Source organism: Pseudomonas sp. SDO5271_S396, assembly GCF_054071795.1.
The window spans coordinates 237,819-250,897 of sequence record NZ_JBSVWB010000001.1; the positions used below are offsets into that span (position 1 = coordinate 237,819).

The window sequence follows — 13,079 nt, forward strand, 5'->3', positions numbered from 1 at the left end:
GGGTTTGCCCGCGATAGCTTTAGCAGCAACACCTCAAAATGCCCTGCACCGCCAAGGCATTTTGCCGTCTACGATTCAATTTGCGACCGGCCAGGCCGACAAACTGGCACTATCCAGCCTAAATGACTCGCAGAGATCACGGACATGTCCCTACGCACGCTGCTCACCGCCCTTCTCCTGACCGCCAGCGCCTCAGCCATGGCCGAAACGGAAGTCGTCAACCTGAGCAACCGCACCAGCGCCGACCTGCTGCCCGTGGCGCAGAATTTCATTGGCAAGGACGGCACCGTCAGCGCCTACGGCAACCAGCTGATCGTGAACGCCGAACCCGGCAAGATTCAGGATCTGCGTACCCTGCTCTCACAGCTGGACACGCCAGCCAAGCGCCTGCTGATCACCGTCGACACCAACGAGAACAACCAGCAGAACACCGGCGATAGCCAGACCCGCATCATCAGCTACGGCACCGCCAGCCGTGACGGTGGTATCCAGCAGATTCAAGCCAGCGAAGGCGTACCCGCCTTGATCCAGGTCGGCCAGAGCGTACCGCTGACCACCACCCAGCAAGACAGCTACGGGCGCCTGCAGAACCAGACCCAGTATCGCAACGTCACCCAGGGGTTCTATGTCACCGCCAGCGTCACCGGCGAGACCGTACACCTGGCCATCAGTACCAACCGTGACCGCATGAGCCAGGAACGTCCCGATGTAGTGAACATTCAGAGTACCGACACAACCATCAGCGGACGCCTGGGTGAATGGATCCCTCTGGCCGGCATCAATCGCGAGACCCAGGCCGACAAATCCTCTACAACCCGCAGCTACTCTACCCAGGGCCGGGATGACCTGACTTTACGGGTCAAGGTCGATACCCTGAACTGAAGCACCAAAAACTGACTGGCGAGTCGTATTAGACTAAAGATGTAGCGCTTTGAAAAAAGCACTACAAAACATTTGACGCGCTAAAAAAGCATGGGCATGATGGCCTCGCTCCCGCTAATCAGGGGCCCTGGCAAGGGCCTTCGGATCGCGCTCCAAGTCATCCCACCCGAGCCGATTCGTGTCTTTACCGCCCACAAGGCGTGTGTGACGAGGTTGCGACTGGAACGAAGTTGTCCCGAGGGACGGAAGCCAACCAGGTAACCCGGCTACACACTGACGAACGCCCCAGGGCCCACGACGCCCGAAGACTGTTCCCGGTCCGCCTTTACCTGCTCCACCCTCTCGCCAATCGTTCATCCCGTCGCATTCCCCGCCAGACCCGACATGACCGCCTAAGCTTCTGGTCAGCGAGCAGTCCTGCCCACGCATTGAATGCATGGCTGGAAAAAACGGACATTTCCAACAAGACGCGACGAGGTTTTTCCCCATGGCACTGACACGCGAACAGCAAATTGCAGCCCTCGAAAAAGACTGGGCTGAAAACCCGCGCTGGAAAGGCGTGACACGCACTTACTCCGCTGCTGACGTCGTCCGCCTGCGTGGCTCGGTTCAACCTGAGCACACTTTTGCAAAAATGGGCGCCGAGAAGCTGTGGAACCTGGTCACCCAGGGTGCCAAGCCGTCCTTCCGTCCCGACAAAGATTTCGTCAACTGCATGGGCGCCCTCACTGGCGGCCAGGCAGTACAACAGGTGAAAGCCGGTATCCAGGCGATCTACCTGTCCGGCTGGCAAGTGGCAGCGGACAACAACTCCGCTGAATCCATGTACCCCGACCAATCGCTGTACCCGGTGGACTCGGTGCCGACCGTGGTCAAGCGCATCAACAACTCGTTCCGTCGTGCCGACCAGATCCAGTGGAAAGCCGGCAAGAACCCGGGTGACGAAGGCTACATCGACTACTTCGCGCCGATCGTCGCCGACGCCGAAGCCGGTTTCGGTGGCGTGCTGAACGCCTACGAACTGATGAAGAGCATGATCGAGGCAGGCGCTGCCGGCGTGCACTTCGAAGACCAGTTGGCCTCGGTAAAAAAATGCGGCCACATGGGCGGCAAGGTACTGGTGCCCACCCAGGAAGCTGTACAGAAGCTGACCGCTGCTCGCCTGGCCGCTGACGTCGCCGGCGTACCGACCATCATCCTGGCGCGTACCGATGCCAACGCCGCCGACCTGCTGACATCGGACTGCGACCCGTACGACCAGCCGTTCGTGACCGGCACCCGCACCCAGGAAGGCTTCTATAAAGTGCGCGCCGGCCTCGACCAGGCCATCGCTCGCGGCCTGGCCTACGCGCCGTACGCCGACCTGATCTGGTGCGAAACCGCCAAGCCGGACCTGGACGAAGCCCGTCGCTTCGCCGAAGCGATCAAAAAGGAATACCCGGACCAACTGCTGTCCTACAACTGCTCGCCTTCCTTCAACTGGAAGAAGAACCTGGACGACGCGACCATCGCCAAGTTCCAGCGCGAACTGTCCGCCATGGGCTACAAGCACCAGTTCATCACCCTGGCCGGCATTCACAACATGTGGCACAGCATGTTCAACCTGGCGCACGACTACGCCCGCAACGACATGACCGCCTACGTGAAGCTGCAGGAGCAGGAATTCGCCGACGCCGCCAAAGGCTACACCTTCGTAGCGCACCAGCAGGAAGTGGGCACCGGCTACTTCGACGACATGACCACCGTGATCCAGGGCGGCACCTCGTCCGTAACCGCGCTGACCGGCTCGACCGAAGAAGAGCAGTTCCACTAAGCCGTACCGAGTACACGGCCATTGCGGCCCCAGGGAAGACCTAACCGCAGTGCCGCACACACATCACGCCCCGACTGGTTCGGGGCGTTTTTTTATCTCAAGATCACCACAACCCAATGTGGGAGCTGGCTTGCCTGCGATAGCGGTACAACAGTCACCGCATTCATTTACTGACACACCGCCATCGCGGGCAAGCCCGCTCCCACAAGGGGAATGCATTCAGTCAGGAGTTTTTTGGCAAAACATTGATCCAGAGCGGTGTTTGCGCGAACCAGATCGGTTAAAAGATCCCCGTCAGCAACTAACCGACAATCAAGCAAGTAACGGCAACTTCCCCGGCCACTCGAGAAACATTCGCTTAAACCCCACCCAAACAATATTCATTATCATTTGGAGCATGAAAGCTTCGTTACCAGACAAACAAAACTTAATTGTTCAAAAGCCCGCTAATGCCCACAGCACAAGGGCTGCAGCCCCACAAAGGCGCACTATGTCCTTATTCCATCGAATAATTTCGCCACAGGAATTTTACTTGCCCGGTGTTTAGCCATAAAATCACCGCGATTGATTGCAGTGCGACATATCGTCACTGCATCGTTACTTTTTCAAGCTCAGAGACCCTTGCTCTCTGTTAAGGATTCCCAGCATGACCGAAGCGACAGGACTCATGGCCCACAACTGGGGCTTTGCCATTTTCCTCCTCGGTGTCGGCGGCCTCTGCGCCTTCATGCTCGGCGTCTCCAGCCTCCTCGGGTCAAAAGCCTGGGGCCGCAGCAAAAATGAACCGTTCGAGTCCGGCATGCTGCCTACAGGTGGCGCCCGCTTGCGGCTTTCAGCCAAATTCTATCTGGTCGCGATGCTGTTCGTGATCTTCGATATCGAAGCCCTCTTTCTCTTTGCCTGGTCTGTGTCCGTCCGCGAAAGCGGCTGGACCGGATTCGTCGAAGCCCTCGTTTTCATAGCAATTCTGTTGGCAGGCCTTGTCTACCTATTTCGAGTGGGCGCCCTTGATTGGGCTCCGGAAGCTCGTCGCAAGCGGCAAGCGAAGCTGAAACAATGAGGCTTTGGCGATGCAATACAATCTCACCAGGATCGACCCGGATGCTCCTAACGAGCAGTACCCCATCGGCCAGCGGGAAACCGTTGCCGATCCGTTAGAGGATCAAGTCCACAAAAACATCTTCATGGGCAAGCTCGAAGACGTGCTGAGCGGTGCAGTCAACTGGGGGCGTAAAAACTCCCTGTGGCCGTACAACTTCGGCCTTTCGTGCTGCTACGTGGAAATGACCACCGCCTTCACGGCGCCCCACGACATCGCGCGCTTCGGCGCCGAAGTTATCCGGGCATCGCCGCGCCAGGCGGACTTCATGGTCATCGCCGGTACGTGCTTCGTGAAGATGGCACCCATCATCCAGCGTCTCTACGAGCAAATGCTGGAACCCAAGTGGGTGATCTCCATGGGTTCGTGCGCCAACTCCGGTGGCATGTACGACATCTATTCCGTCGTTCAAGGGGTGGACAAGTTCCTGCCCGTGGACGTCTACGTGCCTGGCTGCCCGCCTCGCCCTGAAGCGTTCCTGCAAGGCTTGATGCTGCTGCAGGAATCGATTGGCAAGGAGCGTCGCCCGCTTTCCTGGGTCGTTGGCGATCAAGGCGTTTATCGCGCCGAGATGCCTTCGCAAAAGGAAGAGCGCCGCGAACAGCGAATCGCAGTCACCAACCTGCGCAGCCCCGACGAAGTCTGATCCAGACCGCTTCTTCTATTAGAACGAAAACCTGGCTTCATTCTTTACGTTGACCGAAAGCGATAAAAAGACCATGACTACAGGCAGTGCTCTGTACATCCCGCCTTACAAGGCAGACGACCAGGATGTGGTCGTCGAACTCAATAACCGTTTTGGCGCTGATGCGTTCACCGCACAGGCTACCCGCACCGGCATGCCGGTGCTGTGGGTGTCGCGTGCCAAGCTCGTCGAAGTCCTGACCTTCCTGCGCAACCTGCCCAAGCCCTACGTCATGCTGTACGACCTGCATGGCGTGGACGAGCGTCTGCGCACCAAGCGCCAGGGCCTGCCGAGCGGCGCCGACTTCACCGTGTTCTACCATCTGATGTCGCTGGAGCGTAACAGCGACGTGATGATCAAGGTCGCGCTGTCCGAGAGCGACCTGAGCGTCCCGACCGTCACCGGTATCTGGCCGAACGCCAGCTGGTACGAGCGTGAAGTCTGGGACATGTTCGGCATCGACTTCCCGGGCCACCCGCACCTGTCGCGCATCATGATGCCGCCGACCTGGGAAGGTCACCCGCTGCGCAAGGACTTCCCTGCCCGCGCCACCGAATTCGATCCGTTCAGCCTGAACCTTGCCAAGCAACAGTTGGAAGAAGAAGCCGCGCGCTTCCGTCCGGAAGACTGGGGCATGAAGCGTTCCGGTGCGAACGAGGACTATATGTTCCTCAACCTGGGCCCGAACCACCCTTCGGCCCACGGTGCATTCCGCATCATCCTGCAACTGGACGGCGAAGAAATCGTCGACTGCGTGCCGGACATCGGTTACCACCACCGTGGCGCCGAGAAGATGGGCGAGCGCCAGTCCTGGCACAGCTACATCCCGTACACCGACCGTATCGACTACCTCGGCGGCGTGATGAACAACCTGCCGTACGTGCTCTCGGTCGAGAAGCTGGCCGGCATCAAGGTACCGCAGAAGGTCGACACCATCCGCATCATGATGGCCGAGTTCTTCCGCATCACCAGCCACCTGCTGTTCCTGGGCACCTATATCCAGGACGTGGGCGCCATGACCCCGGTGTTCTTCACCTTCACCGACCGTCAGCGCGCCTACAAAGTGATCGAAGCCATCACCGGTTTCCGTCTGCACCCGGCCTGGTACCGCATCGGTGGCGTCGCCCACGACCTGCCGCGCGGCTGGGAAAAGCTGGTCAAGGAATTCGTCGAGTGGATGCCCAAGCGTCTGGACGAGTACACCAAGGCCGCCCTGCAAAACAGCATCCTCAAGGGCCGCACCATCGGCGTGGCGTCGTACAACACCAAAGAGGCCCTGGAATGGGGCGTCACCGGTGCCGGCCTGCGTTCCACCGGCTGCGACTTCGACCTGCGTAAAGCCCGCCCCTACTCCGGCTACGAGAACTTCGAATTCGAAGTACCGCTGGCCGCGAACGGCGACGCCTACGACCGCTGCATGGTCCGCGTCGAAGAGATGCGCCAGAGCATCAAGATCATCGACCAGTGCATGCGCAACATGCCGGAAGGCCCGTACAAGGCGGATCACCCGCTGACCACGCCACCGCCCAAAGAGCGCACGCTGCAGCACATCGAAACCCTGATCACGCACTTCCTGCAAGTTTCGTGGGGCCCGGTCATGCCGGCCAACGAATCCTTCCAGATGATTGAAGCGACCAAGGGCATCAACAGTTACTACCTGACGAGCGACGGCGGCACCATGAGCTACCGCACCCGGATTCGCACCCCAAGCTTCGCCCACTTGCAGCAGATCCCTTCGGTGATCAAAGGCGAGATGGTCGCGGACTTGATCGCGTACCTGGGCAGTATCGACTTCGTTATGGCCGACGTGGACCGCTAAGCATGAACAGCACGCTTATCCAGACAGACCGCTTCACCTTGAGTGAAGCCGAGCGCTCGGCCATCGAGCACGAGATGCATCACTACGAAGACCCGCGCGCGGCGTCGATCGAAGCCTTGAAGATCGTGCAGAAAGCACGCGGCTGGGTGCCGGACGGTGCCGTCTACGCCATCGGCGAACTGCTCGGCATCCCCGCCAGCGACGTTGAAGGCGTGGCCACGTTCTACAGCCAGATCTTCCGCCAGCCGGTGGGCCGCCACATCATTCGCGTGTGCGACAGCATGGTCTGCTACATCGGTGGCCACGAGTCCGTGGTCAGCGCGATCCAGAGCAAGCTCGGTATCGGCCTCGGCCAGACCACCCCGGACGGCCGCTTCACGCTGCTGCCGGTATGCTGCCTGGGCAACTGCGACAAGGCGCCGGCGTTGATGATCGACGACGACACATTCGGCGACGTGCAGGCATCCGGCGTCACCCAATTGCTCGAGGGCTACCCATGACCCTGACTTCTTTCGGCCCGGCCAACCGCATCCAGCGGTCGCCTGAGACCCACCCGCTGACCTGGCGCCTGCGTGACGATGCCGAGCCGGTATGGCTCGACGAATACCAGGCCAAGAACGGCTATGCCGCTGCACGCAAAGCCTTTGCCGACATGGCCCAGGACGATATCGTCCAGACCGTGAAAGACGCCGGCCTCAAAGGTCGGGGCGGTGCAGGCTTCCCCACGGGGGTGAAGTGGGGCCTGATGCCCAAGGACGAATCCATCAACATCCGCTACCTGCTGTGCAACGCGGACGAAATGGAGCCGAACACCTGGAAAGACCGCATGCTGATGGAGCAACTGCCCCATCTGCTGATCGAAGGCATGCTGATCAGCGCCCGCGCGCTGAAAACCTACCGCGGCTACATCTTCCTGCGCGGCGAGTACACCACCGCCGCCAAGCACCTCAACCGTGCCGTGGAAGAAGCCAAGGCCGCTGGCCTGTTGGGCAAGAACATCCTCGGCTCGGGTTTTGACTTCGAGCTGTTCGTGCACACCGGCGCCGGGCGTTACATCTGCGGTGAAGAAACCGCACTGATCAACTCCCTCGAAGGTCGCCGCGCCAACCCGCGCTCCAAGCCGCCCTTCCCTGCCGCCGTGGGCGTGTGGGGCAAGCCGACCTGCGTGAACAACGTCGAGACCCTGTGCAACGTGCCGGCGATCATCGCCGACGGCGTGGACTGGTACAAATCCCTGGCTCGCGAAGGTAGCGAAGACATGGGCACCAAGCTCATGGGCTTCTCCGGCAAGGTCAAGAACCCGGGCCTGTGGGAACTGCCATTCGGTGTGACCGCCCGCGAGCTGTTCGAGGACTACGCCGGCGGCATGCGCGACGGCTATACCTTGAAAGCCTGGCAGCCCGGCGGCGCCGGTACCGGTTTCCTGTTGCCCGAACATCTGGACGCACAAATGTATGCCGGCGGCATCGGCAAGGTCGGCACCCGGATGGGTACGGGCCTGGCGATGGCGGTGGACAACACCGTCAACATGGTCTCGCTGCTGCGCAACATGGAGCAGTTCTTTGCCCGTGAGTCCTGCGGTTTCTGCACCCCGTGCCGCGACGGTCTGCCGTGGAGCGTGAAGCTGCTGATGGCCCTGGAAAAAGGCGAAGGCCGCGAGGGTGATATCGAAACCCTGCTGGGCCTGGTCGGTTTCCTCGGCCCAGGCAAGACCTTCTGCGCTCACGCACCGGGCGCCGTGGAGCCATTGGGCAGCGCCATCAAATACTTCCGCTCGGAGTTCGAAGCCGGCATCGCGCCCACCAGCGCCGCCGTCCCGCCTCTGGCGAAGCCGATCGTAGTCGGCGCGTAACGCTTAAAAAGGCGAAGGGTCCGTGCCCTTCGCCTTCTCATGTGCTGACGCCCTCAGGGCTGTGTAGATGCACATGAATAACAAGATTCCATTAGCCACGCCCGCTGACACCGGGCCAACGAAGAACTTTGAACCATGGCCACTATCCACGTAGACGGCAAAGCGCTCGAAGTCGATGGGGCGGACAACCTGTTACAGGCTTGTCTGTCGCTAGGCCTCGACATTCCGTATTTCTGCTGGCACCCCGCACTCGGTAGCGTCGGTGCCTGTCGCCAGTGTGCGGTCAAGCAGTACAACGACGAGAACGACACCCGTGGTCGCATCGTCATGTCCTGCATGACGCCCGCCACCGACAACACCTGGATCTCCATCGACGATGAAGAATCCAAGGCATTCCGCGCAAGCGTCGTGGAATGGCTGATGACCAACCACCCGCACGACTGCCCGGTGTGCGAGGAAGGCGGCCACTGCCACCTGCAAGACATGACCGTGATGACCGGCCACAACGAGCGCCGTTATCGCTTCACCAAGCGTACCCACCAGAACCAGGACCTCGGCCCGTTCATTTCCCATGAAATGAACCGCTGCATCGCCTGCTACCGTTGCGTGCGTTTCTACAAGGACTACGCCGGCGGCACCGACCTGGGCGTGTACGGTGCGCACGACAACGTCTACTTCGGTCGTATCGAAGACGGCGTTCTGGAAAGCGAGTTCTCCGGCAACCTCACCGAGGTCTGCCCGACCGGTGTGTTCACCGACAAGACCCACTCCGAGCGCTACAACCGCAAGTGGGACATGCAGTTCGCCCCGAGCATCTGCCATGGCTGCTCCAGCGGTTGCAACATCTCCCCGGGCGAGCGCTATGGCGAACTGCGCCGCATCGAAAACCGTTTCAACGGCTCCGTGAACCAGTACTTCCTGTGCGACCGTGGCCGTTTCGGCTATGGCTACGTCAACCGCAAGGACCGTCCACGCCAGCCATTGCTGGCCAACGGCACCAAGCTGAGCCTGGACGACGCGCTGGACAACGCCGCCGACCTGCTGCGTGGCCGCAACATCGTCGGTATCGGTTCGCCACGCGCCAGCCTCGAAAGCAACTACGCGTTGCGCGAACTGGTCGGCGCCGAGCACTTCTACTCCGGCATCGAAGCCGCTGAGCTGGAGCGCATCCGCCTGGTCCTGCAAGTGCTGAACGACAGCCCGCTGCCGGTTCCGAACATGCGCGACATCGAAGACCACGACGCCGTCTTCGTCCTCGGTGAAGACCTGACCCAGACCGCCGCCCGCATCGCCCTGGCCTTGCGCCAGTCGGTCAAGGGCAAGGCCGAAGACATGGCCGAAGCCATGCGCGTACAGCCTTGGCTCGACGCCGCCGTGAAGAACATCGGCCAGCACGCGCTGAACCCGCTGTTTATCGCAAGCCTGGCTGAAACCAAGCTGGACGACGTGGCCGAAGAGTGCGTGCACGCAGCTCCGGACGACCTGGCCCGCATCGGTTTCGCCGTGGCCCACGCTCTCGACGCCAGCGCACCTGCCGTCGAAGGCCTGGACGCTGAAGCCGTGGAACTGGCCCAGCGTATCGCCGACGCCCTGCTGGCCGCCAAGCGCCCACTGATCATCGCCGGTACCTCGCTGGGTTCCAAGGCGCTGATCGAAGCCGCCGCCAACATCGCCAAGGCGCTGAAGCTGCGCGAGAAGAACGGCTCCATCAGCCTGGTCGTGCCGGAAGCCAACAGCCTCGGCCTGGCCATGCTCGGTGGCGAATCGGTCGACGCCGCGCTGCAAAGCGTGATCGACGGCAAGGCCGATGCCATCGTGGTGCTGGAAAACGACCTGTACACCCGCACCGACGCGGCCAAGGTTGACGCTGCGCTCAACGCCGCCAAGGTGCTGATCGTCGCCGATCACCAGAAGACCGCCACCAGCGACCGCGCCGACCTGGTCCTGCCCGCCGCCAGCTTCGCTGAAGGCGACGGTACCCTGGTCAGCCAGGAAGGCCGCGCCCAGCGTTTCTTCCAGGTGTTCGATCCGAAATACATGGACGCCAGCATCCTGGTACACGAAGGCTGGCGCTGGCTGCACGCCCTGCGCGCCACTCTGCTGAACCAGCCGATCGACTGGACCCAGCTCGACCACGTCACCGCCGCCGTTGCCTCGAGCACCGCGCAGTTGGCCGGCATCGTCGACGCCGCCCCGTCCGCTGCGTTCCGCATCAAGGGCATGAAGCTGGCCCGCGAACCGCTGCGTTATTCCGGTCGTACCGCCATGCGCGCCAACATCAGCGTGCATGAACCACGTACCCCGCAAGACACCGACACCGCGTTCGCCTTCTCCATGGAAGGCTACTCGGGCTCCGTCGAACCGCGCCAGCAAGTACCGTTCGCGTGGTCGCCGGGCTGGAACTCGCCGCAAGCCTGGAACAAGTTCCAGGACGAAGTCGGCGGTCACATCCGCGCTGGCGACCCGGGCACCCGCCTGATCGAAAGCACCGGTGACGCGTTGAACTGGTTCGCCGCCGTTCCCCGTCCGTTCAACCCGGCCCAGGGCACCTGGCAAGCCGTGCCGTTCTTCCACCTGTTCGGCAGCGAAGAGACCTCTTCCAAGGCCGCGCCGGTACAAGAGCGTCTTCCACAGGCCTACGTGGCGCTGGCCAAGTCCGAAGCCGACCGCCTGGGCGTCAACGACGGTGCACTGCTGAGCCTGAACGTGGCCGGCCAGACCCTGCGCCTGCCGCTGCGCATCAACGAAGAGCTGGGCGCTGGCCTGGTGGCGTTGCCCAAAGGCATCGCCGGCATCCCGCCCGCCATCTTTGGCAAAACCGTTGATGGTCTGCAGGAGGCAGCACAATGACCTGGTTCACCCCTGAAGTGATCGACGTGATCATTGCGGTCCTCAAGGCGATCGTGGTGCTGCTGGCCGTGGTGGTCGCCGGCGCCCTGCTCTCCTTCGTGGAACGTCGCCTGCTGGGCTGGTGGCAGGACCGTTACGGTCCGAACCGTGTGGGTCCGTTCGGTATGTTCCAGATCGCGGCCGACATGCTGAAGATGTTCTTCAAGGAAGACTGGACCCCGCCGTTTGCCGACAAGGTGATCTTCACCCTGGCACCGGTCGTGGCCATGAGCGCCTTGCTGATCGCCTTCGCGATCATCCCGATCACCCCGACCTGGGGCGTCGCGGACCTGAACATCGGCCTGCTGTTCTTCTTCGCCATGGCCGGTCTGTCGGTCTATGCGGTGCTGTTCGCCGGCTGGTCGAGCAACAACAAGTTCGCACTGCTGGGCAGCTTGCGGGCTTCGGCCCAGACCGTGTCCTACGAAGTGTTCATGGGCCTGGCCCTGATGGGCATCGTGGTGCAGGTCGGCTCGTTCAACATGCGCGACATCGTCGAGTACCAGGCACAGAACCTGTGGTTCATCATTCCGCAGTTCTTCGGCTTCTGTACCTTCTTCATCGCCGGCGTCGCCGTGACCCACCGTCACCCATTCGACCAGCCGGAAGCGGAACAGGAACTGGCCGACGGCTATCACATCGAATACGCCGGCATGAAATGGGGCATGTTCTTCGTCGGTGAGTACATCGGCATCATCTTGATCTCGGCGCTGCTGGTCACCCTGTTCTTCGGTGGCTGGCACGGTCCGTTCGGCATCCTGCCGCAACTGGCCTTCGTCTGGTTCGCCCTGAAGACCGCGTTCTTCATCATGCTGTTCATCCTGCTGCGCGCCTCCATCCCGCGCCCACGGTATGACCAGGTGATGGATTTCAGCTGGAAATTCTGCCTGCCGCTGACCCTGATCAATTTGCTGGTGACCGCTGCGCTTGTGTTGTTGAACACGCCAGCCGGCGCGGTTCAGTGAGGATTTGACCCATGTTCAAATATATTGGCGACATCGTTAAGGGTACCGGTACCCAGTTGCGAAGCCTGGTGATGGTGTTCGGTCACGGCTTTCGCAAACGCGACACCCTGCAATACCCGGAAGAGGCGGTGTACCTGCCGCCGCGCTATCGCGGCCGCATCGTGCTGACCCGCGACCCCGACGGCGAAGAGCGCTGCGTAGCCTGCAACCTGTGCGCGGTAGCCTGCCCGGTGGGCTGTATCTCCCTGCAGAAAGCTGAAACCGAAGACGGTCGCTGGTACCCGGACTTCTTCCGCATCAACTTCTCGCGCTGCATCTTCTGCGGCCTTTGCGAGGAAGCTTGCCCGACCACCGCGATCCAGCTCACGCCGGATTTCGAAATGGCCGAGTTCAAACGTCAGGACCTGGTGTACGAGAAAGAAGATCTGCTGATCTCTGGTCCCGGTAAAAACCCTGATTACAACTTCTATCGTGTTGCAGGTATGGCCGTTGCCGGCAAGCCGAAGGGCGCCGCACAAAACGAAGCCGAGCCGATCAACGTGAAGAGCTTGCTGCCTTAAGGAAGAAAGATGGAATTCGCTTTCTATTTCGCGTCCGGTATTGCAGTGGTGTCCACGCTTCGCGTGATCACCAACACCAATCCTGTGCACGCCCTGCTCTACCTGATCATTTCGTTGATCGCCGTGGCCATGACCTTCTTCAGCCTCGGCGCGCCGTTCGCCGGTGTGCTGGAAGTGATCGCCTACGCCGGCGCCATCATGGTGCTGTTCGTGTTTGTGGTGATGATGCTCAACCTGGGGCCGGCCTCGGTCGCCCAGGAACGCGTCTGGCTCAAGCCCGGCATCTGGCTCGGCCCGGTCATCCTGGCGGCCCTGCTGCTGGGTGAACTGCTGTATGTGCTGTTCGCTCACCAGAGCGGCCAGGCCATCGGCCACACCACCGTGGACGCGAAAGCCGTGGGCATCAGCCTGTTCGGCCCGTACCTGCTGGTGGTCGAACTGGCGTCGATGTTGCTGCTCGCCGCAGCCGTCACCGCCTTCCACTTGGGCCGCAACGAAGCCAAGGAGCAATGACG

The 13,079-nt window shown here is 61.4% G+C and carries 11 protein-coding genes; all 11 read left to right on the forward strand.

The window, feature by feature from the left end; translation table 11 throughout:
• The first annotated feature begins 144 nt into the window (after nt 1-144).
• The 11 genes from ACW9IN_RS01135 to nuoJ all read left to right on the forward strand — a co-directional run bounded on the left by ACW9IN_RS01135 (nt 145) and on the right by nuoJ (nt 13,077).
• A complete protein-coding gene (locus ACW9IN_RS01135; RefSeq protein WP_457364139.1) occupies nt 145-882 on the forward strand; it encodes a secretin N-terminal domain-containing protein in 738 nt (245 codons plus the stop codon).
• A gap of 487 nt (nt 883-1,369) precedes the next feature.
• Nucleotides 1,370-2,695, forward strand: a complete 1,326-nt coding sequence (aceA, locus tag ACW9IN_RS01140) for an isocitrate lyase (protein ID WP_457364140.1) — start codon at nt 1,370-1,372, stop codon at nt 2,693-2,695.
• Nucleotides 2,696-3,341: 646 nt separating this feature from the next.
• Nucleotides 3,342-3,755, forward strand: coding sequence for an NADH-quinone oxidoreductase subunit A (locus ACW9IN_RS01145; protein WP_457341178.1), 414 nt, complete (start codon nt 3,342-3,344; stop codon nt 3,753-3,755).
• Between the two features lie 10 nt (nt 3,756-3,765).
• A complete protein-coding gene (locus ACW9IN_RS01150; protein ID WP_457364141.1) occupies nt 3,766-4,440 on the forward strand; it encodes a NuoB/complex I 20 kDa subunit family protein in 675 nt (224 codons plus the stop codon).
• Between the two features lie 73 nt (nt 4,441-4,513).
• Nucleotides 4,514-6,298, forward strand: a complete 1,785-nt coding sequence (gene nuoC, locus ACW9IN_RS01155; protein WP_457364142.1) for an NADH-quinone oxidoreductase subunit C/D — start codon at nt 4,514-4,516, stop codon at nt 6,296-6,298.
• 2 nt (nt 6,299-6,300) lie between these two features.
• On the forward strand, nt 6,301-6,798 hold the full coding sequence (gene nuoE, locus ACW9IN_RS01160; RefSeq protein ID WP_457364143.1) for an NADH-quinone oxidoreductase subunit NuoE: 498 nt from the start codon (nt 6,301-6,303) through the stop codon (nt 6,796-6,798).
• Nucleotides 6,795-8,150: an NADH-quinone oxidoreductase subunit NuoF gene (gene nuoF, locus ACW9IN_RS01165; RefSeq protein WP_457364144.1), complete on the forward strand. Its 1,356-nt coding sequence runs from the start codon at nt 6,795-6,797 to the stop codon at nt 8,148-8,150. Before nuoE ends, nuoF begins: the two co-directional genes overlap by 4 nt.
• A 135-nt stretch (nt 8,151-8,285) precedes the next feature.
• Entirely contained in the window at nt 8,286-11,000 is a 2,715-nt protein-coding gene (gene nuoG, locus ACW9IN_RS01170) for an NADH-quinone oxidoreductase subunit NuoG (RefSeq protein ID WP_457364145.1), read from the forward strand.
• Complete coding sequence (gene nuoH, locus ACW9IN_RS01175; protein ID WP_457364146.1) at nt 10,997-12,004, forward strand: NADH-quinone oxidoreductase subunit NuoH; 1,008 nt, start codon at nt 10,997-10,999, stop codon at nt 12,002-12,004. The genes nuoG and nuoH overlap by 4 nt, the downstream gene beginning before the upstream one ends.
• A gap of 11 nt (nt 12,005-12,015) precedes the next feature.
• Entirely contained in the window at nt 12,016-12,564 is a 549-nt protein-coding gene (gene nuoI, locus ACW9IN_RS01180) for an NADH-quinone oxidoreductase subunit NuoI (protein ID WP_003174725.1), read from the forward strand.
• A gap of 9 nt (nt 12,565-12,573) precedes the next feature.
• The gene (gene nuoJ, locus ACW9IN_RS01185; RefSeq protein ID WP_457364147.1) at nt 12,574-13,077 is read left to right on the forward strand and encodes an NADH-quinone oxidoreductase subunit J; all 504 of its coding nucleotides are present in this window, start codon (nt 12,574-12,576) and stop codon (nt 13,075-13,077) included.
• The last annotated feature ends 2 nt before the right edge of the window (nt 13,078-13,079 follow it).

Excerpts from the sequence above, each read along its gene's own strand:
- nuoI (WP_003174725.1), top strand. The coding sequence starts at position 12,016 with ATGTTCAAATATATTGGCGACATCGTTAAGGGTACCGGTACCCAGTTG.
- nuoG (WP_457364145.1), top strand. The coding sequence starts at position 8,286 with ATGGCCACTATCCACGTAGACGGCAAAGCGCTCGAAGTCGATGGGGCG.
- ACW9IN_RS01145 (WP_457341178.1), top strand. The coding sequence starts at position 3,342 with ATGACCGAAGCGACAGGACTCATGGCCCACAACTGGGGCTTTGCCATT.
- nuoE (WP_457364143.1), top strand. The coding sequence starts at position 6,301 with ATGAACAGCACGCTTATCCAGACAGACCGCTTCACCTTGAGTGAAGCC.
- nuoH (WP_457364146.1), top strand. The coding sequence starts at position 10,997 with ATGACCTGGTTCACCCCTGAAGTGATCGACGTGATCATTGCGGTCCTC.
- aceA (WP_457364140.1), top strand. The coding sequence starts at position 1,370 with ATGGCACTGACACGCGAACAGCAAATTGCAGCCCTCGAAAAAGACTGG.
- nuoJ (WP_457364147.1), top strand. The coding sequence starts at position 12,574 with ATGGAATTCGCTTTCTATTTCGCGTCCGGTATTGCAGTGGTGTCCACG.
- ACW9IN_RS01135 (WP_457364139.1), top strand. The coding sequence starts at position 145 with ATGTCCCTACGCACGCTGCTCACCGCCCTTCTCCTGACCGCCAGCGCC.
- nuoF (WP_457364144.1), top strand. The coding sequence starts at position 6,795 with ATGACCCTGACTTCTTTCGGCCCGGCCAACCGCATCCAGCGGTCGCCT.
- nuoC (WP_457364142.1), top strand. The coding sequence starts at position 4,514 with ATGACTACAGGCAGTGCTCTGTACATCCCGCCTTACAAGGCAGACGAC.
- ACW9IN_RS01150 (WP_457364141.1), top strand. The coding sequence starts at position 3,766 with ATGCAATACAATCTCACCAGGATCGACCCGGATGCTCCTAACGAGCAG.